Source organism: Gilvimarinus sp. DA14, assembly GCF_024204685.1.
In the GTDB taxonomy this organism is placed as follows: Bacteria; Pseudomonadota; Gammaproteobacteria; order Pseudomonadales; family Cellvibrionaceae; genus Gilvimarinus.
In genome coordinates this window covers 1,074,119-1,093,860 of sequence record NZ_CP100350.1, presented here as the reverse complement: position 1 = coordinate 1,093,860, position 19,742 = coordinate 1,074,119, and the positions used below count along the sequence as shown (strand labels likewise).

At 52.6% G+C, this 19,742-nt stretch carries 16 protein-coding genes; 8 read left to right on the top strand and 8 right to left on the bottom strand.

The window, feature by feature from the left end; all coding sequences use genetic code 11:
- The first annotated feature begins 16 nt into the window (after positions 1-16).
- Positions 17-865, top strand: coding sequence for a co-chaperone YbbN (locus tag NHM04_RS04750; RefSeq protein ID WP_254265899.1), 849 nt, complete (start codon positions 17-19; stop codon positions 863-865).
- A gap of 21 nt (positions 866-886) precedes the next feature.
- Positions 887-1,831, top strand: a complete 945-nt coding sequence (locus NHM04_RS04745) for a DUF4380 domain-containing protein (RefSeq protein WP_254265898.1) — start codon at positions 887-889, stop codon at positions 1,829-1,831.
- Between the two features lie 5 nt (positions 1,832-1,836).
- Here NHM04_RS04745 and fucP read toward each other — a convergent pair whose 3' ends face one another.
- Positions 1,837-3,150 carry an L-fucose:H+ symporter permease gene (gene fucP / locus NHM04_RS04740; protein WP_254265897.1) on the bottom strand — a complete coding sequence of 438 codons (1,314 nt, stop codon included), beginning with the start codon at positions 3,148-3,150 and terminating at the stop codon, positions 1,837-1,839.
- Positions 3,151-3,363: 213 nt separating this feature from the next.
- Here fucP and NHM04_RS04735 point away from each other — a divergent pair, with 213 nt between their 5' ends.
- Positions 3,364-4,383, top strand: coding sequence for a LacI family DNA-binding transcriptional regulator (locus tag NHM04_RS04735; protein WP_254265896.1), 1,020 nt, complete (start codon positions 3,364-3,366; stop codon positions 4,381-4,383).
- Between the two features lie 20 nt (positions 4,384-4,403).
- Here NHM04_RS04735 and NHM04_RS04730 read toward each other — a convergent pair whose 3' ends face one another.
- Both NHM04_RS04730 and NHM04_RS04725 read right to left on the bottom strand, forming a co-directional pair.
- Positions 4,404-5,507, bottom strand: coding sequence for an alginate lyase family protein (locus NHM04_RS04730; protein ID WP_254265895.1), 1,104 nt, complete (start codon positions 5,505-5,507; stop codon positions 4,404-4,406).
- Between the two features lie 433 nt (positions 5,508-5,940).
- The gene (locus NHM04_RS04725; RefSeq protein ID WP_254265894.1) at positions 5,941-7,197 is read right to left on the bottom strand and encodes a DUF2254 domain-containing protein; all 1,257 of its coding nucleotides are present in this window, start codon (positions 7,195-7,197) and stop codon (positions 5,941-5,943) included.
- 122 nt (positions 7,198-7,319) lie between these two features.
- On the opposite strand from NHM04_RS04725, the gene NHM04_RS04720 reads away from it, so the two are divergent.
- Positions 7,320-9,335, top strand: coding sequence for a S9 family peptidase (locus NHM04_RS04720; protein WP_254265893.1), 2,016 nt, complete (start codon positions 7,320-7,322; stop codon positions 9,333-9,335).
- Positions 9,336-9,411: 76 nt separating this feature from the next.
- On the opposite strand, the gene NHM04_RS04715 is transcribed toward NHM04_RS04720, so the two are convergent.
- The 5 genes from NHM04_RS04715 to NHM04_RS04695 form a co-directional block, all read right to left on the bottom strand.
- Positions 9,412-9,900 (bottom strand): hypothetical protein, encoded by a 489-nt coding sequence (locus NHM04_RS04715; RefSeq protein WP_254265892.1) that lies wholly within the window; start codon positions 9,898-9,900, stop codon positions 9,412-9,414.
- 293 nt (positions 9,901-10,193) lie between these two features.
- Entirely contained in the window at positions 10,194-11,069 is an 876-nt protein-coding gene (locus NHM04_RS04710) for a hypothetical protein (protein ID WP_254265891.1), read from the bottom strand.
- Positions 11,066-11,854 carry a type I methionyl aminopeptidase gene (map, locus tag NHM04_RS04705; protein ID WP_254265890.1) on the bottom strand — a complete coding sequence of 263 codons (789 nt, stop codon included), beginning with the start codon at positions 11,852-11,854 and terminating at the stop codon, positions 11,066-11,068. The genes NHM04_RS04710 and map overlap by 4 nt, the downstream gene beginning before the upstream one ends.
- Positions 11,847-12,035, bottom strand: a complete 189-nt coding sequence (locus tag NHM04_RS04700; RefSeq protein ID WP_254265889.1) for a ParD-like family protein — start codon at positions 12,033-12,035, stop codon at positions 11,847-11,849. The genes map and NHM04_RS04700 overlap by 8 nt, the downstream gene beginning before the upstream one ends.
- A 19-nt stretch (positions 12,036-12,054) precedes the next feature.
- Positions 12,055-12,588 (bottom strand): phosphate-starvation-inducible PsiE family protein, encoded by a 534-nt coding sequence (locus tag NHM04_RS04695; RefSeq protein WP_254265888.1) that lies wholly within the window; start codon positions 12,586-12,588, stop codon positions 12,055-12,057.
- 179 nt (positions 12,589-12,767) lie between these two features.
- Here NHM04_RS04695 and NHM04_RS04690 point away from each other — a divergent pair, with 179 nt between their 5' ends.
- From NHM04_RS04690 to NHM04_RS04675, 4 genes are read left to right on the top strand one after another with little or no spacing between them, the layout of a single operon-like run.
- Positions 12,768-14,210: a Wadjet anti-phage system protein JetA family protein gene (locus tag NHM04_RS04690; protein ID WP_254265887.1), complete on the top strand. Its 1,443-nt coding sequence runs from the start codon at positions 12,768-12,770 to the stop codon at positions 14,208-14,210.
- On the top strand, positions 14,207-14,908 hold the full coding sequence (locus tag NHM04_RS04685) for a DUF4194 domain-containing protein (protein WP_254265886.1): 702 nt from the start codon (positions 14,207-14,209) through the stop codon (positions 14,906-14,908). The genes NHM04_RS04690 and NHM04_RS04685 overlap by 4 nt, the downstream gene beginning before the upstream one ends.
- Entirely contained in the window at positions 14,908-18,555 is a 3,648-nt protein-coding gene (locus tag NHM04_RS04680; RefSeq protein WP_254265885.1) for an ATP-binding protein, read from the top strand. Before NHM04_RS04685 ends, NHM04_RS04680 begins: the two co-directional genes overlap by 1 nt.
- A 5-nt stretch (positions 18,556-18,560) precedes the next feature.
- The gene (locus NHM04_RS04675; RefSeq protein ID WP_254265884.1) at positions 18,561-19,694 is read left to right on the top strand and encodes a Wadjet anti-phage system protein JetD domain-containing protein; all 1,134 of its coding nucleotides are present in this window, start codon (positions 18,561-18,563) and stop codon (positions 19,692-19,694) included.
- Positions 19,695-19,742 lie beyond the last annotated feature (48 nt).

Here is a 19,742-nt window from a genome sequence, read left to right as displayed (position 1 = left end):
AAAGCGAGACACAGCTATGAACATTTTTGATGTAACCGCAGAAAATGCCCAGCAAACTGTAATAGACGAGTCTTTCAAGCGTTTGGTCGTTGTTCAGTTCTGGTCTTCGCGCAGTCCAGCGTGTCAGAACCTGATGCCAATCCTGGAAAAAATTGCTGGCGAATACCCCAATGATTTGCTTCTTGCAAAAATCAACGTGGATGATCAGCAAATGCTGGTATCACAGTTTGGTATTCAAAGCCTGCCCACGGTCATGTTTATCAAAGACGGCCAGCCGGTGGATGGCTTTGCTGGAGAACAGCCTGAGCCACAAATTCGCGAGCTGTTGGATAAGTACTTACCCAAAGCCTGGGAGGCGGATGTTGCCCAGGCGAAAGCGTTTATCGACGAAGCTAACTACGCCGAGGCATTGCCTCTGCTGCGTCAGGCACTGGAAGAGTCGAACCAATTGCCGTTTGTGGCTAACCTGCTCGGGCTTTGCTACGGCGAAATGAACCGTGTAGAAGAAGCTGAAGCAGTGTTGGCGCAGGTAAAAATGGCCGATCAGGACGCCACTTACCAGCAGGCGATGGCAGTACTGGAGTTGAAAAAACAGGCGGCTAACTCCCCCGAGCTGGAAAAGCTGCAGGCCGAATACGATGCTAACCCTGATAACCTTGAGGCTGCCTACGCTTTGGCCGTGCAAATGAACGAAGAAGGTCAGCACAAAAATGCACTGGAGTTATTGCTCGATATTTTTAAGCGCGACCGAACCTTTAAAGACGGCGCCCCGCGCAAAGCCATCACCGATATTCTCGCCGCATTAGGTAAGGGTGACCCATTGGCGGTGGAATATCAGCGCAAACTATTTACTCTGCTGTACTGAAGCCGGGTAGGCGAAAACAATATGCGCCGAACTTTGCTGCTTGCCAGTCTGCTCTGCCTGAGCGCCTGCGAAAAACAGGCGCCAACACAAGCGCAAGTGACGCCGCCCGATTACTTACGTATGGGGGAGAAATCAATTGTTCTGGAGCGGGACGACTTAAAAGTTACCCTGGCGCCAGCAGTGGGTGGGCGAATAGCCTCGGTTGAGTTTAACGGTAAAGAGCGATTGTTTACCCGCGCCGGTACTGACGGCAATAACTGGGGCAATGTACTTTGGCCCAGCCCGCAAAGCCGCTGGGGTTGGCCGCCCCCCGAGGTGTTAGACAGCGCGCCCTACCGGGTGAGTTTGACCGATACCGGTGTGACTCTGCACAGTGATACTCAGCCTGGGCTGGGGTTGGCGTTCAGTAAAAGCTACCGTGTGGCCAGCGTTGAAAACACCTTGCAAATCGACTATCAACTGCATAACCGCGGCACAAAAGAGATTACCTTCGCTCCTTGGGAAATTACCCGTTTGCCGGCGCAGGGGCATATCTTTTTCCCCCAAGGTGAGACCGAATACTTCACCGGTGATTTTTCAGGCTTGCCGTTTCAGGAGCGCCAAGGCATCAGCTATTACCGCTACAACGCGGACGATATTGGCCCCGAGCATCACAAAGTCATGACCGATGGTGAAGAAGGGTGGCTTGCCTATCACAACGGCGATTTTTTGCTGGTTAAAGTGTTTGCCAATGTGCCCGCCGAGCTGATAGCGCCAAACGAGGGCGAGATCGAAATTTATGCTGACCCCACGGCGACTTATATTGAGCTGGAGCAGCAGGGCTATTTAGCAACTTTGCAGGTGGGTGAAACCCTGAATTGGCAAGTGTTGTGGGTATTTACAGAAGTGGAAGCCGATGCGACGCTCGATGAGCTGACAGCACAAGCCCGCCAATTGGCAGGGCTTGTGCTGTCTGGTAGTCGCTAATCTTGTTAGGCAGCGCCGCGGTACAAGTTCGCGTATTTAATGCCGTAAAACAGAATATAGGCATAGCACACAGCAGGCAGCAAAAACGATAGCTGAATGCCAATGGTGTCGGCTAGTACGCCTTGCAACAAGGGAACAATCGCACCGCCCACAATAGCAACACACAGCAAGCCCGACCCCTGGCTGGTTAAAGCGCCCAGCTTGTGCAGCGCCATGCTGAATATGGTTGGGAACATGACGGAGTTGCACAGGCCCACCGCAATAATGGACCACATGGCCACCTTACCGTCGAAAAATACGGCGCACAAAATCAACGCAATCGCAGCCAGACAATTAAAGGCAAGCACTTTACCCGGTTGCACATAGCGCATTACCACAAAGCCGATAAAACGGCCGATCATGGCGCCGCCCCAGTAAAAACTTACGTAAGCGGCGGCCTGGTGTTCTTTCATCCCGGCAATATTGTCCTCGCCAAAAAAGTTTACCAGGAAGCTGCCAATGGCTACCTCTCCGCCCACGTACATAAAAATTCCCAATGCTCCCAGAATCAAATGGGGCTGCTGGAAGATCGAGGTTTTTGCGGAGGCTTGCGCCATGTCGCTGGCAGTGGCTGGTTCGTTGTCGTGAGTGATCTTAGGAAGCTTGGCCAGCTTAAAAAATACGGCCAACGCGATCAGAGAGCCCGCCAAAACCAAATAGGGCATTTGTACGGCAGCCGCTTCTTTGGCTTTGGCCGCTGCGGTATCGGCCTCACTCATAACGGCAGGATCAATAGCTTCACCGGCGGCGGCGAGAATCAACAGCCCCCCCAGTGCCGGGGCGATGGTGGTACCCAGGGAGTTAAAAGCCTGGGTTAAATTCAAGCGGCTGGAGGCGGTGCGCGCAGGACCAAGTACCGTCACATAGGGATTGGCCGCAACCTGTAAAACGGTAATGCCCGCCGCGAGAATAAAAAACGCGATCAAAAACAGGGTATAGGTGCTCATCGAGGCCGGATAAAACAAAAAGCAGCCAAAGCCCGCAATCACAAGGCCCGTAACAGCGCCATTCTGATAGCCAATTTTACGAATCAACGCGCCCGCCGGCAGAGACACCACCGCATAGGCAAAGAAAAAGCAGAACTGCACCATCATCGCCTGGGTGTAGCTAAGGGTGTATACATTTTTTAAGTGGGGGATCAGCACATCGTTCATGGCTGTTAACAGGCCCCACATAAAAAATAGAATGGTAATAATGACCAGGGGGCCCGTGTAGTTTTGATTTGCGTGGTCGGTATCCGCGACCGCTTTGGCACTGGTGCCTGCAGGAGCAGTAGCCATAGTTCACCTCAGTAACATCGTTATAGGAATAACACCCAGGGCGGGGTGCTGTCTGTGTTGGTTGTGTCAGGCTTGGCCTCGCGTAGCGGCCTACGGTTTTAATCCGCTTTTTATGGGGCGCTACTATAAAGCAAACTGACAGCGCTGTCAGTAGTGTTTATGCAGCGACAGCGGCTTAGGGTAGAATGCGCTTTTCTTTGCAGGAGCAGACACTTGGCCAAGGCAACCATTGATGATGTCGCCGCCCTTGCGGGGGTGTCCATGAAAACCGTTTCGCGGGTGGTCAATAAAGAGCCCAATGTACGTGCCAGCACCCGGGACAAAGTCCAGGCCGCGATAGATGAGCTGGACTATCGCCCCAGCCAGTCGGCGCGCTCGCTGGCGGCCAATCGTTCTTACGTACTCGGGCTGTTGTATGACAACCCCAGCGCCAACTATGTGATTGATGTGCAGGAGGGAGCACTGCAGACGTGCCGCCGCGCCGGCTACGATTTGTTAATCCATCCCTGCCGCCATACCGAGCCTGAATTAGTGGACGAAGTTCTGGCATTGGTGCGACAGGGGCGGGTAGACGGCTTGATACTTACGCCGCCGGTATCAGACATGACGGACTTGGTGAATGGCTTGGTAAACGCCGGTGTGCCATTTGTGCGTTTGTCGCCTACAGAAAACAAAAGCGCTTGCCCCTATGTGCAAACCAACGATCAGGAAGCGGCCTATGATATGACCTGTCGTTTGCTAGAGCTGGGGCATGAGCGCATTGGTTTTATTGCCGGCCATCCAGATCATAAGGCGGTCGCCGATCGCTACCAGGGTTATTTGGCGGCACTGAAGGAAAGTCGGATTAAGCTTGCCCCCGAGTTGGTTGTGCAGGGGTACAACTCGTTTGATTCCGGCCGCGAGTGCGCCAAATTACTGCTGGATTTGTCTGCGCCTCCCAGCGCAATATTTGCCAGTAACGACGATATGGCTGCGGGGGTTATTAAAGAGGCTCACCATCGGCAGTTGCGAATCCCAGGTCAGTTATCGGTCGCAGGTTTTGATGATACTCCGGTAGCACATCAAATTTTTCCCTCCCTTACTACGGTTAGCCAGCCGATCGAAGAAATGTCCTGTAAAGCCGCGGAACTGCTGATCAAACAGTTGCAAGGTAAGGCGGTACAGATGCCGGCAGCGATTATGAGCTGCCGGGTGCTGGTACGAGAAAGTACTGGCGAGCGGCAAAACGATTAGTGCCGCCCGCCAAGATTAGATTATTGACTAACTCGAGACTGGTAAAAAGACCATAAATCACCACCCATTTGCGAATATTCGGTAGTGAGTTTATTGGCCTTAAGAATTGAATTTACATTCTCGTCGATGCCAAACAATACCGCGTAAGGCAAAATCCAAACGCTTTTTCCCGGGCTTACGCTTTTTTGTTTTGCTCCGATGTAGGAATCCAAGCTGTTGGTGTCTACCACAAAGCGTGTGGTCAGAGAGGCTAACGCGCCCAGCTGATCGCGATAAGGCGTAATATCTTTACCGTTTAAGACCAGTGCATCGGCCAAGTACATAAGTGGCACCATGGCGTAGTTGTGATAGTTTGCCGCCAGTGAGCCACGGTCGAGCTCGCGAGGCAGATACCCAAGGCCGGTGGACTTGTGCAGCACGATTTGACTCATGGCAAAATCAAATACATCTTCGCTCCACTGCAACAGGCGAGTGTCATCGCTCAGCAGTGCGCGTGCGGCAACTGACCAAGCCGCCCAATAATCGTGATTGTTGATTCGGTCGCTCTCAGCTTCCAGACGGTAGTTGTAATCATCCACCACTTGGTAAGCCAAATCATCCAGCCAGTTATTGATCCGACTATCTAGATAAAAGTCAGTGTAGCGGCTATCCAATTGCATCAGTACCGATGCGATGGCGGCCAAAAACCATTTGCGCTGGGCGACGCCCGTGGGCGATGTTTTTACCCCCAGCAGAGAATCTGCTGCCGCCCAAAGGTTCAGGTTATCCGAGATGCACTGTGCAGCGCGGGCGCGAGTGCTGGCAGAAGTTTGATAGATGGCGGAGTGGCTTTGCTGTGCTATAAAACTCATCAGCGCGCGAATATGCTCAGCCTTTTGGGCCGAGTCGCTATCGTAGCTTGAGGTTACCGAAGACTTGGAAGAGTCTGACTGATCATACTTGCTGTCGATCACCAGGTCCCCTTTGTAAGCGGGTATCAGTGATTGATCGCAGCGGTAATTAGACGCTAATAAGTTGCGGTAATCAGCGCTGGTATCTTCGTTATAGTGGTAGGGATTGGTTAGGGTCTGGGTAAAAGCCAGGGGCGAAAGTAACGCCATAAACATCAGTACGGAAAATCGCATTTTTAATTCTCAAATCATAGTTAAAGGGCATCCTTGGGTGGTTAAAATCATGTCGCCGAGACACCTCAATTATCATTTTAAAAATCCCCCCGAAATCGCTGTCTCGGTTGTAAAATAATTTTTTTAAAATTGTGAGGTAAATACTTCCTGGCGTTAGACGGGCGGCAGTGTATGAGAATTAGGCAACTTGCTTCTTTGATCTACAGCACATTATTTGTGTGAAAAATGTTCAGAGTGAAAGTTTGTCGCTTAAAGTTTCCATTCGTTGACGCAACAAAAAAATCTGCGATACCACTTATAACTGCAAAGAAATCCAGGCAAAAAAATAGCGCTAAGCCGATATAACTATGCGCCAGCAATTTGATTTTTTTGCACCAAAACGGCGCTAAGTGTTGCGGGTGTTGGTAGTCGGTTTATAACTGAAATCACAATTTTAAGAGAAAAGTCTGTCGAATACTTCTTGTAGAGTTTCTGCATCTGGGGCAAAGTTGAATGACTGCTGAGCCCGCAGTAGCGATTTTTTAGCGGTGTGTTCGGCTACCTTATAAAAGTCCGCATCGATTGCCGCAAGTGCGGCGAGAGATTTTTGCAGGCGAATCTGTACTTCAATCAGACCCGCGCCGTCGCGTGCAATGGGGCTGAAAAAATCGATAAACAATTCATCCAATTCGATACGTGGCACAAACACCCGGGGGTAGGGCACCTCAAATTCGCTGACATCGTCCGGGGTAATCCGCCACTGACTGATGAGTCTCACACCACGCCCTAACACTTCGATTGCCGTGCCCGGGTCGTTGATACCGGGCGAAAGTGCGCGCGAGGCAATTTCAGCCATTACCAGCAAGCCGAAACGTGGGTCTTGATCAAACGAGCGCGTATCGCCAATGGTAATCGCCGCAGCTAAGGTGTTGTCCTCGGTATTGTCATTTTTGTGCGACGTGTATAGCACCGGATGATTAGGGTGGACGAATTTTCCCGGCAGGCTGGTGATATAAATCTCAGCGTCTTTTTCAGTTGCCCATTGGTGCAACGCCTGCATGTCGATGTGCTGAATATAGCCAGTGTCATCCGGGTAAATGGCGCGGCAGTCGCTGGGAATATCCTCCAGGCTGTCCAGTCTTTTGCCATCCAACCAGGGGTGATCACCGCGCCTTGCGATGGCGGCGCCCGCGGCTTTTTCCACCCGCTCGGCAATTTCGCTCACCCGGCCCAGACGGGCCAGGTGATTAATCCACAGCAATATAGTACCGACAATGAGAACCACCACGGCAATGGTTACGACAAATAAAATAACCCGCCCCTGGTCGCCGTAAATGCCGGTACTTAAGGCAATAATGCCCACGAGTGAATAGACAAACGAGCCGACAAAAGTGGCTAGAGCGTTTTGCGTGGTGGAATCTTCCAGTAACAGCCGTGTGGCGCGAGGCGTGAGGTTGTTGGCCGCAGCGCTGTGGGCCGAAACCATCACGCTCAGAGAAAAGGTGGTTACTGCCAGCATGCTGGAGGCGAGAATCGATAATACTTTATCCACGGCCTCAGAGCCGATAAGCCCGGAAACTGATTCGGGAATAAAGCCTTTAAAGGCGATAGCGATCAAAGCGGTGGCCACCGCGAGAATGGCAAAGGCGAGGGTTCGCATCCACAGTGCGCGGCTTAGCATTAACAACTTCCAGCCGAGTTTGGTAAGCATAGCGAGGTCCTGTGGGTAGCGCTAAAAGCGAGTTTAAAACGGCGCCCATATTTGTATGATTAATTAATAGTTTTTGCTAAGGTTGCGCCTGCTAACAATAACAGCATAAATGGATGATGTTTATGGAAAACTATATAAAAACGCTGACCAGGTGTGTTCAAATTTTAACCGTTACGGCTTTGACGCATACGGCCAATGCGGCCGACGGCGCCGTGCAAGACGCGGCTTCTTCCAATGAGGTAATGTCTATCGAGCAAGTCGTATCCGCTTATGGTGTTCTGCCGCAAACCCAGCAAATGCGTGTTTCTCCAGACGGTTCTTTATTGGCATTTCGCAAAGTCACGGCGGAAAAGGACTTGGTCGTTGTTTACTCGTTAAAAGAGAACAAGCTGGTTACAGGTGTTAACGTGGGCGATATTGACCCGGGTTATCTCTATTTTCTTGATGATGAGCACCTAGTATTGGTGGCCAGCGAGAATATGCGCTTAGCGGGGTATCGCGGACGTCACGATATTAGCTCGGCATTTGTATTAAATGTCAGTAATGGCGAGCTGGACCAGCTTTTGCGGCCCGGCGATGTTATCGCCAAAGGGCAGACCGGACTGGGCAGTATTGTCGGCACCTCGGACAATAATAAATACCTGTATATGCCTGCCTATGTTGCCGAGTCAAAGGCCGATCGCAGTCCCGATTATTCCCTGATGCGGGTTAACCTAGAGTCTCCAAGACGTCCCCGTCAGATCGTTAAAGGTGAGCCGGATACCCGTGATTACTTTATGGACGGTCAGGGTAATCTTTTGGCGGAAGAGATATACGATAACGGCACTAACCTCCACGAGATAGATGTTCCCGATGGCGATGGCGGCTGGAAGACAATTTTTTCCCGCGAGACGGCTCTGTACGATTATTCAATGATGGCGGTCACCGCCGATTTGAAATCACTGGTGTTCTTGGATACTGATGAGAGTACTGGTCGTGAAGGATATTTTACGATGTCGCTGGCTGACGGCAGCATTTCCCAAGAGCCCATCGGGCGCAGCGACGCCGATGTAGCCGGCTTGCTTACCGATATTAACCGGATTGCCTACGGGGTGATCTACTCGGGCTTTAAGCCCTCCTACCAAATGTTTGACCCGGCTCATCAGGCCCGGGTTGATTCGATTACCGAACAGTTTCCCGATCAGCACCTTACCCTGACCGATTGGTCACCCGACTGGAAGCGCCTAGTGTTTATGGTTCAAGGTGGCGCGAGCGCTGGTACTTATTATCTGTCCTCGGAAGGTAAAAAGCTGCGCTACCTGTCCTCGGCCTATGGGGAGATTAGTGATGCAATGGTCAATCCGACGGTGCTTCATACTTATAAAGCCCGCGATGGCTTGAGTATACCGACGATTTTAACCCTGCCGTCTAGCCGTGCCGAAAACCCACGCAAAATGCCCGCGGTTATCATGCCCCACGGTGGTCCAGCGGCGTACGACAGCCTTTCGTTTGATTGGATGGCGCAGGCATTGGCCGCTCGCGGTTATCTGGTTGTCCAGCCCCAATTTCGCGGCTCGGTCGGGTTCGGCTTGGATCACTATATGGCCGGACAAGGCGAGTGGGGACGAAAAATGCAAGATGATATTACCGATGCGGTAGAGTATTTCGGTAATGGAGGCCTGCTTGATCCCGAGCATGTGTGTATTGTCGGCGCTAGTTACGGTGGTTACGCGGCATTGGCCGGCGCCGCTTACACGCCCGAGTTGTATAGCTGCGCTGTATCAATCAACGGCGTAACGGACTTGGAAGGCCTGCTGGATGATCGCCGCTCCAGTGGCGGGGATGATCACTGGGTGGTGGAGTATTTCGAACGGTCTATGGTGAAGGGTGAATACACGGAGGATGACCTGAAAGCCATATCGCCCTTGTTTGCTGCCGATAAGGTAAAAGCGCCAGTGCTCTTAATTCACGGCGAGAACGATAAAGTGGTGCCTATTGAGCAGTCGGAAGATATGCACGATGAATTGAAAGACGCCGGGAAAGAGTCGACGTTTATCGAGCTTGATAATGAAAGCCACTATCTGCAGTATTCCAAAACCCGCCAGCAAACCCTAAAAGCGATATTGGAGTTTGTTGACCCCTATCTTTCTGATAGTTGATAAAAAAATGCCCGGCTTGTGGCCGGGCATCTCTTCGGGCATTTTTACTTATGGCTATTTTTTGCTCGTTTAGGCATTAGCGAGCGGTGTACTTCAGAGTCACAAAGTGACCTTCTTGCAGGTCATTTACGCTGTTGCCAAGGCCTGATACCGCCAGAGTTTCAGGCAGCTCAATCACGCGTGGAGCGCTGCCGTCGGCAGGGCGAATCAAAGCCAGATTTTGTTCGCGGTTGATTTCCAGAATCTCACCTTTAACCAGGTTGAAATCCTGCTCTTTTTCTTCTTCGATGCGGTTCAGTTTCAGCGCCACACGCTGACCGGGCAGAACCTTACCCATATCGCTACCACGTACGCCGTTAACACGAACTTTCGGAGCGTCGGTGAAAGCATAGGTGAAAACTTCGCCAGTGCCTTCTTCAACAACGGTAACACTGTTGGTTTCGTAGTCGACTGACTCAACCACGCCAGAGATGGTTTTGTCGGCGGCGGCAACATTGCCAGCAGCAGCCAATGCCAGTACAGCCAGAGCAGATGAAAGTTTGGTACGTGCAGATAAAGTAAACATGGTTAAAACCTCAAATAAGCCATAAAACAAAGTGGGGGAGATCCCCTGCCTGAACAGCAAGTGGTTGACTTGCTTGAGGTCTATTCTACGGATTTAGGTTACATCTGTGTTACTTAGAGTTACGTTTTTCTATATTTTTTAATTATTTAAATCTATGTGAATCGATTTTAATTCTATATGGAAATAAAAACGCTCAATAATGGTGAGTTGTGACAAAAATGTGATTGTTTTGGTGCGCACATCGTCACGCCAGGTAACACTTATGTGGTGCGACACTCTGTTAGGTTGCTCTTTTATTGTGCCTGGCTCTTCGGGGCAGATTCTGGCAGCAGTAGAGCGCTGAGCCAGTTTTGAGCTTCGGGGTAGAAATCGGTATCCAATACGAATTCTTGGCCTCGGGCCGCCGCTTGAAGTTTTAGCCGATTACCGCATTTGTGCCAGCGCTCGGGTTTGCGGTGATAACTGAGGGCCGGTTTGCCCCGGTGGGGGAAGAAATGTGCGGGTAGTTCCCACTGACTTGGGGTTGTGGCATCTGGCGCGGTGAGTGACAGCTCGGGCCGGTAGCCTTGGCACACCCCAGCACCTGGCAGCGGCGTGGCCACATTATTAAGGGTCAATGCCCGGGCCGCCTGGTAAAGAGTGTTATTGGCGTCTTCTCCCAAGTGCATGTGGGGGTGGTAGCGGCACCAGGGAAGGTCGCTGGGGTTGAGCTGATCCACCGGGTGAATTTTGCCTATTTGCAGCCAGCCCCAAATCACATGGCGCGCCATTGTCGCTTGGACAAAGCGCCAGCCCTGGGCGGTTTTTTCCACCGGCTTGAATAAGCCAAAAAATATGAATATGTCGCCCTCGGCTACATTCTGGTTGCGCAAGTGACTCTGTGCGGTGCCGGTTTGCCCCAACGTGGCTTGCCAGCCGCGCCGGCGTGCAAGACTATTGCGGCGCAAGTCCGGATCAATGTGCGCGGCGGTTTCGTGCCAGTGGGTTTTACCGCTTAGCTGGGCCAAGATGTCGGCCATCGGTCCCCAGTCGGTGTGAATATCGGCGTAGCTTGTCGGCCCCTGCCGGTCGGGAATGGGCAGAGACAGCAATTGGCCGTCGGGAAATATCGGGCTGGGAAAGCCTCCGGCGGAGGAGTCAAAACCTTTGCGGCTCAGTATCAACTTCACGGGCTTGGCATTTCGTGGGCGTGTTCTTCCGGGCGCAGGGTCAGTACCTCAGCCCCGGTGGCGGTTACCAGCACGGTGTGCTCCCACTGGGCTGAGAGTTTTTTGTCGCGGGTGACCACCGTCCAGCCGTCTTTCAGGGTGCGGGTTTTGGCGTTGCCCTGGTTAATCATAGGCTCAATGGTAAAAGTCATGCCCTCGCGAAGCTCCAGGCCCGCGCCGGGGGCGCCATAATGCAGCACTTGCGGTGCCTCGTGCATTTGCTGGCCAATGCCGTGGCCACAGAACTCCCGCACTACGCTAAAACCGTTATTGCGCGCATGACTGGCAATGGCATAGCCAATGTCGCCCAGGGTGTTACCTGGCTTTACCGCATTGATACCGCTCCACATGGCGGTGTAAGTCTCATCCACCAGCTTTTGGGCCAGTGGCGTGACTTCGCCAATCGTATACATTTTGCTTGAGTCGGCGATGTAGCCGTCCTTTCCCAGAGTGATGTCCAGATTGACAATAGTGCCTTCTTTTAGCGGTTTATCCGTTGGAAAACCGTGGCAGATTACAATGTCTGGCGAGGCGTTCAGGCAGTAGGGGTAATCGTACTGCCCGAGACTGGCGGGGCGGGCGTCAAGTTCTTCGCGTATATAGGTCTCTACCCAATGATTGAGGGCCATGGTGGTTACCCCGGGTTTCACCTGTTTATCCAGTTCGGTAAAAACCTGTGCCAGCAAGCGCCCGGCGCGGCGCATTTTCTCAATCGCCTCTGGTGATTTAATCACTACGTTATTCACGAGCTCTGGCCTCTTTTAGACTCTGCTGGATAAGCTCGGCAAAGCTCAGATGTTGGTGCTGCTCCGCCAGACGGCCGATTTTCAGCCAAAACTCGGCCTGAGCGTTAATGGAGCGCTCCATTACCCGGCTGGTGCGGCGCAATTCGTCGTGCAGTTCGTCAGAGATTTTTACAATACCCATGGACGTTTCCTTTAATCGGCTAGCGAGGCGCGACGCTATTGTCATCGCTGACGTTTCTGGTCCGGTCGTTCAATAACCAATAGGTGATACCTAAGGCCAGTGTCGTGGCCGCTATGCCGAGCAAATACATAGGGGTGAAGGCATCGAAATCCAGCACAATCACCTTACGGGCGATAGCCATCAGCGCAGTCGCCACCACCAGTTGCACCGGGAAAACATTGGTGCCCAAATAAAGGCGGATATTGATAAAAATCTCTACCGCGATTAATACCGCCATAAAGGCGCCAAAGGTGTAAAAGATATCGTTGATATTCAGCAGTAGCACGGGCGCCGTGATCAGCCTTTCGTAAATGATGTACACGACATCTACCACACCCCACAAGATGACAAACACCATAAGCAGGGCCAGCACGCGTATAGCGAAACGAATGATCCGGTGCAGGCCGCGAAAATAGGCATCGGGAAAGTCCACCGGCAGTTCCTGGTGTAGCTCATGGTGTCGATGCTTCTCGGCGGAGTTTGGTGGAGTGACTGGTTCCTTGTTGTCGCTCATGGTGAGGTCCTCATCACGCAGATTAGCGCAGTTCTGTATTATACACACCATATATACATCGTATATATGGCACGGGTGCGGAAACTCGCGCGGTTTTGTTTGCATAGCCCCGTCGCCGGTAGCACAATAGGCGCCTGCCGGGTATCGGTAGGCGATCAAAAATCAACCACAAGAAACCGATGTTTTTCACCCCAGAGCGCCAGGACTTTTTTAAGCCCTTAACCAGCAAATACCGCGAGCAGGTGGCCCAGTGCCTGAGCCTGCTCTACACCCGGTTATACGGTTCAAACGCCGACTATGGTCACTCGCTGTCGCGCGAGCAGTTAGTGGAAGTTCTGGAAGAAGCCTTGACCCGCGCTCCCGCTCTGGCGGACGACACCAGCCCCGATGACGAATCACCCCAGCGCTTTAAATCGCTGCGCGAACAGGCTTTGTGGGTAATGAAGCAGTTACTGGAGGCCGGTTGGCTGGAAAAACAGGTCGACACAGCCACTTTGCAGTCCACTTATCCGTTTACCCGCCTGGGGCGTCTGTTTACCCAGCCTTTGGTAGAGTCCGACACCGCGCGCATTCGCACCCGCCACCGCAACACCCGCAACACCCTCAATGCACTGGAGGCGTTCAACAGTCGCGGCGAGGTGCACGATTTGCTTGATGCCTTTGAATATTCCGAGCGCATTGTCACCGACTTTACCGATGTGATCTCTGAGCTGGAAGAGCGCAAGCGTGAACTGGTGCGCGAGGTGGAGTCACAGCAGCTGGTACAGCAGGCCACAGATCAGTTTTTTGAATTTATGGAGCAGCGCTTCCAGCCCGACGTAGCCGTGCGTTTATCGGCCGACAGCGTGGAAAAGCATCGCGATCAAATTGGCAAAGCCATCAGCAAAATACGCCGCAAAAGCAAGCAAGATAAAGCCGCCATTGAACGCGAGCTGCGTCGTTTTATTCCCGAGCTGGCGCGTCCCGGGCAGTCGGTGTTGTGGACCATACTCGATACCATCGAGCGGCGTATGGGCAACGCCGCGGATATTATGTTGCCGGCACTGCGCCGCGCCCTGCACAGTTTTACCAAACGTGCCGACATTATTATTCGCCAGCTCACCTATTTAAACAGCCAGAGCAATAACGATTTACTGGATGTCTGCCAGCAACTCACACAAATGTCCGGTGCCGAGCAAAATGTTCGCCTCGCTCGCGCGGCCGACGCCATGGCAAGCATGCGATTGCAGTTGGTTGACCCCGGCCAGGTGCGCCTGCAAGAGCGTAAACGGGCGGCCTTGGTAACCACTGCCGTCACCGAGCAACCACCGTTGGACCCGCAAGCCGAGCGCGAGCTGTTGATTCAGCAGGTGCTGGACCAGGCCTTTGCCGTCGATAATACCGGCCTGCGCGATTACGTCGAAAAAGCGCTGCGCAGCGGCCGGCAGGTGTCTACCCGACACCTGCCCATTGACAGTGCGCGCGATTTGCTCGCCATGGCACATGCTATTGAAGTGGCATCGCACAATAACCTCTCAAGCTCACAGCGCTTTCGCGTCGAGCCCACAGGGCAGCAGTTGCGCACCGAATATTTCAGCGCGGCCGACGAATTTTTAATTTCTCTTTGCGAAGAATCTGAATGAGTCAATTTGACGAAACTATTAATGAAGTTTTAGCTTCGAGCCAGGTAAGCAAACACGAATTTTCCGAGCTGTTAATTCGCCTTTTGGATTATGGTGTTCTCAGTCGCGACGAGAGTCAAACCGAGGCGCAGCTGTACGATCGCTATCTGCAATGTCAGAGCCTGGTGGAAGATTATTTGGCGCTTATAGGCGTTCGTATTCAGCACGATCGTCAGTTCGCTTTTGTGCGCATTTACCCGCCGGGCGCCGAAATTCCTGGAGTGGCCGATGACGATAGCAGTCCATTTAACTCTGGTTTTCGGGTGCGCCCCAGTCAGCAGGAAGTGGCGGTCATTTTAGTTTTGCGCGCCGAATATCAAAAGAGCCTGCGCGAAGGGCAGGTAGATGAGAAAGGCCGCGCGATGCTCTCGCTGGAAGGCTTGGCGATAGCCATGAATAACTTGCTTAAACGCAGCTTGCCCGAGGCCCTGGGTGAGCGCAAACAACTGTTTCGCCGTTTAAAGCAGCTGCGCTTAATTCAGTATCACCTAGAAGATGAGCTGGACAACGACGAGAGTTGGCTCAGTATTCAACCAGCTATTACCAGTTTTGTCAGTGATGAAGTCTTGCAAAGTTTGGTATCTGCCGATGTCAGTTCTTCTAGCGACGTTAGTTCTGAGGTGGAAGCTACGGCTCGTCAGCCGGAGGAGGGTGCCTGATGTTTTTAAAGCGTGGCATTTTCGTCAACTGGGGCAATATACCTCAATTGGAATTTGATTTTGGCCCCATCAATTTATTCTCTGGCGGTAATGGTTCGGGTAAAACCACCGCGGCCGATGCGATTCAAACCCTAATGACCGCGGCCCACGAAAACCTGTTCAACTACAACCCGGGCCAAGATGAAACAACCCAGCGTGGGCGCGGCGGCAAACAGGTGCGCACACTCGCCTCCTATGTGCTTGGTTGCGATGACGGCAGCTACGCGCGGCCCTACACTGTCGACGGCTATGTGGCCGGTATTTTTCATCCCACCCAGGGCGAAAGTGGCGAGCCTTTTACCGCCGTAATGTGTGTACGTGCGCACCTGGACAGCGCGGGGAGCCAAAAGCAGGCGCGCCAGGATGAGCTGCTATTTTTAATTCTTCCAGGGGAACAATTAAGTCTTTCGCACTTTGTAAAAACGTATCAAGACGGCAAGCACGTGGTGCCGATTACCGACATTGTTACTTTGCTGAAAAAGCAATATGGTAGTGGCGGGGTAGAGCAATACGATAAAAAAGGCGCCTACCTGCGACGTTTGTACGGTGCATTGCGCGGCCGCAAAGATGCGGTGTCTGACCGTGAAGCCAAACATGCCGCGCGTACTTTTGCCAATTTTATGGCCTACAAGCCGGTTAAAAGTATTACCGATTTTGTTGCTCGTGAAATTCTTGAGCCACGCGATCTGGGCGATGCTATCCGCAATGTGTCGGATTTAATGAAAACCATCCACCAGATGGAATCGGATACCCGCGCCCTGCGCGATGCGATTACCACCTTGGAAGGTGCGCACGAACACGCCGATCGCTATGTGCATACCTGGGCCGAGCGGCAGTTGAGTGAGTACAGTGAGGCGACGCGCCTGGCAAAGGTAAACCAGCGGGGTTATTTGGCGGCCAAAGCCGAGCAAAAGTCGGTGCAAGAGCAGTTGCAAGACAACGAACTGGCCCAAAGCGAGAGCGAAGAGCGCCGGCGTCAAACCCACGAGGCCCAAGTAGCGCTTGAAGCCAAACGTCAGGGCATTGATGCGCTTAAAACCAAAGACGAACTGGAACAGAATATCGCCGACAATACGCGTGAGTTGGCCGGACGCGCGCGCCCAGTGCACGAGCAAAGCCTACAGCTGCAGCGCAATGTGCGCGCTACAGGTGAGCTGCTACAACAGCTCAACCAATGTTCCCTGGGCGCCAGCATCTCCGAATTAGACAGCAAAGCTTTGCGCCAGCTGGGGCAAAAAGTGGTAGCCACGGCCGATCAGGTAGAAGTCGACCTGGGGCAGCTGGTGAATAAAGACTGGGTGGGTATTGAACGGCTGGAAAACGACGTCGCACAAATAAAAGCGGCCGAATCAGCGCACCTGCAGTGGGCTGAGCAGTTGCATAGCAAAGAGTACTCCCAGGTAGGTATAAGTTTGCGTGACCAAATTGCGCAGTATTTGGCGGCAGCGGATCGCAAACGTCAGGAGCTAAATGCCAAGCTCAAGCAAAAGCAGAAAGACATTCAGTTGCTGCAGGGCCAAAAGGTAAATTACCCGCCCTATGTCAGCGCCGCGCTGCAGGCCATTGCGCAAGCATTGCCAGCGGCGCAGCCCTGCGTGTTATGCGATTTTGTGGATGTGCAGGATGCCCACTGGCAAATGGCCATTGAAGGTTACTTGGGCGGAGCGCGTTTTTCGATACTGGTAGAGCCGCAAAGTGAAGCCGAAGCCATGCGTATTGTGCGCGCCATGCCAGGCGGGCGACGCAATAAAGCGCGGGTGATTCAGGGCGAGAAAGCGCGCCGCGACGCGGAGCGCTTGAGCTCGCCGCCGGGCTCTATCACCGAGGTGATGGCCTTCAGCCACAAAACCGCCGAGTACTATGTTAAAGCTTCATACGGTAATGTTTTACGGGTGGAGGATGCCGAGCAACTGCGTACTACTGCACGCGGTATTACGCCCGAGGGTTTGGGCAGCGGCAACTACAGCATGTGGCGTTGCGATCTCGACGATAGCGAATTGGTATTTGGCCAGGGGGCGCGCGAGCGGGCCCTAAAAGCGAAAGAGCGTGAGTGCGAGCAGCTGCTGCAAGAGGCGAACGAGTGCGAGCAGGAGTATCAACAGCTGGCGCGTATCCAAGAGTTGGTGGAAAGTATTCAGCCCGTTGCCTGTGGCGCGGCAATTGCGTCGATGATGGAATGTCATCGCGCGATTCAAAAAGCAGAAAGAGCCTTGGCGCAACTAGATTTAAGCGATTTTAACGAGTTGGAAGCGCAACTGGCCGAGCTAAAACAAGTTTACGCCGACGAAGAAAGCCGCCACCGCGAGCTGGTCGAGGGCGCGGGTAAACTGAAAGAACGTGAGCGCACCATAAGCCGCCAGGTAACGCAGCTTGCCGATGCGCAGGATGCCCTGGCCGAAGCGCAGGACGACGCGGAACAGGCGGTGTATTTGATGGCGGACCACTACCCCGAGCTGGACGTGGATCACGCCATTGAGCAGGCTGCGATGCGGGCCGAGCAAGCGGCCGAGAGTTTTACCTTTGCCGAAGATATCGAAAGCCTGAAGCAGCAACTTGAGAGTAGCGAGCGACAATTGCACACCGCAGTTTTACAGCATAATCAACACTGCCATAAACAAGACGCCATCGTGTACGACACGGGCATTGGCGAAGCCCACGGGATTGAGTGTTTTCGCCGTGTTCTCGCCATGGCTAAAGAAATCAGCAGTTTGCACAATCGCCTGAAAAACAATGTGCTGGTGGATAAGCACGAGCAGCTCTCAGAGCTAAAAGACAGCTTTAACACCGCGTTTGTCACTAACTTATGTCACTCGATTTACCAAGCCATTAAAGATGGCGAGCGAACGCTGAAAGACCTGAACAAAGAGCTTGAACACCATCGTTTTGGCGCTGACCGAGAGCGTTTTCGCTTCGGCTATGACTGGGTGCCCGAATTTAAAGACTACTGGCGCTTCTTTAATGAAGTGATCGCCGTGCCCAATTTGGGCGATGGCACCAGCCTGTTCGATGCCGAGCTGTCACCCAAGGCTTGCCAAGTGCGTGACACCCTGTTGAATATGCTGCTGGATAAAGATGAGCAGCTGGCCATGCGCGAGCTGGCACGCATCAGTGATTACCGTAACTATCGTTACTACGAAATTTACAAAGAGCCAGAAGGCAAGGCCGCGATCGCGCTGAGCCAATATGGCACGGGCTCAGGCGGACAGTTGGAAACGCCGGCCTATATTATTCGTTCGGCGGCGGTAACATCGGCGTTTCGTTTTAATGAGGGAGACAACCACTTGCGTATGGTGCTGGTGGATGAAGCTTTCTCGAAAATGGATGAAAATCGCTCCCGCGAGGTCATTCATTATTTAACCGAAACCCTCGGCTTACAATTGCTCTTTATTATGCCCAGCAGTAAGTCGGGCCCGTTTATGGATTTAATATCCAATCAGTTTGTCTTCAGTAAATGTCCTACATCTCAGCCCATCGGCGAGCTAAAAACCCGAGTGCTGGTGGATCGTAAAGCCTGTAATCAGGATAAAATTCGCGAGCTTTGGAAAAATCACCGCAAAACGGTGCGGCATCAGGCAATGTTGGATTTTATGGAAGAGTTTGAAGGGTAAGGACTATGAAAGCTATCCCTGCGCCTAAGTGGCTAGATGAAGAACCGTTGCTGCAAAAACTGTTGCACCGCCTGATCGATAAGCTTGAGCGCGGGGTAAGGCCAGCCCTGAAAATAGACCGTAAAACGGCACCCGAGCTCTACGACTTTGAAGACGATGTGAACTACCTGTGGGCATTGGTGGAAAGTCTGGATAAAGACTACCACTTGATTACGGTGAAAAAAGCGCGGGTAAAGCCCCACCAAGAACTGTATGAAGGGGCTCAGCTGGTTTTTATCCCCGAACGTGAAGAGCAGGTGCGCCAGTGGCTTAATCGGCCCGCCCTGGACCCCTACACCTTGGTGTGGCAGCACGAGCTGGAAAAGTTGGCAGAAAAAGGTATTGAAACCGAGCGGCTGGCGCAAAACATCATACGCATTCCCGAGCTGGGCGCTGAGCAGACTCTGCGTGGTTTGGTAACAATGCAGTCGCACTTACAAAAGCCTGTGACCTTAAGAGCCTTATCGGCACGCTGTTTTAATGGCAATTCGAAAATACTGGATCGCCATGAAAATTTGGTGGCCGAGATCTACCCGCAACTCGCGCACAATATCGAACCGCGCCCATTGCTGCTAACGGTGTATGTACCTACTGATTTCAATAGTATTTTGTTAGTCGAAAATCAGGATACTTTTGTTAGTTTGGCCCAGCGTCAGCCTAACAATACCGCCATTATTTACAGCGCCGGATTTCGTGGCAGTAGCATGCGCATGCGCGAGCCGGGTAATGTGTTGTTTAGCTACCTTGAAAACGGCAACCCGCAACCGCACAATCAAGCTCGGCAGGTGTTTGAGGAGTTTTGGTTTAGTCAGCGGCAAGATATACCTGTGTTTTTCTGGGGCGATCTAGATTATGCGGGAATGGCAATCTTAAAAGCCGTTCGCGGCTCGTTCTCTGCGGCATCCGCATGGCAAAGGGGGTATCAGCCGATGCTGGAGCAGCTACTTAAGGGCGAGGGGTACACGGGACGCTTTGGGATTCAGCAGGACCCGCAAAATACAGGTTGCGACTTTGCCGACTACAGTTTATTGCCAGCCATACGCCGTGCTGAAGCCTTTGTGGATCAGGAAGTTGTCATGCTTGATTTGGTTTTCCAATAGGTTTTTACTTCAGCCCGTGGCGCTCATCTTCAATAATCACATCTCGCC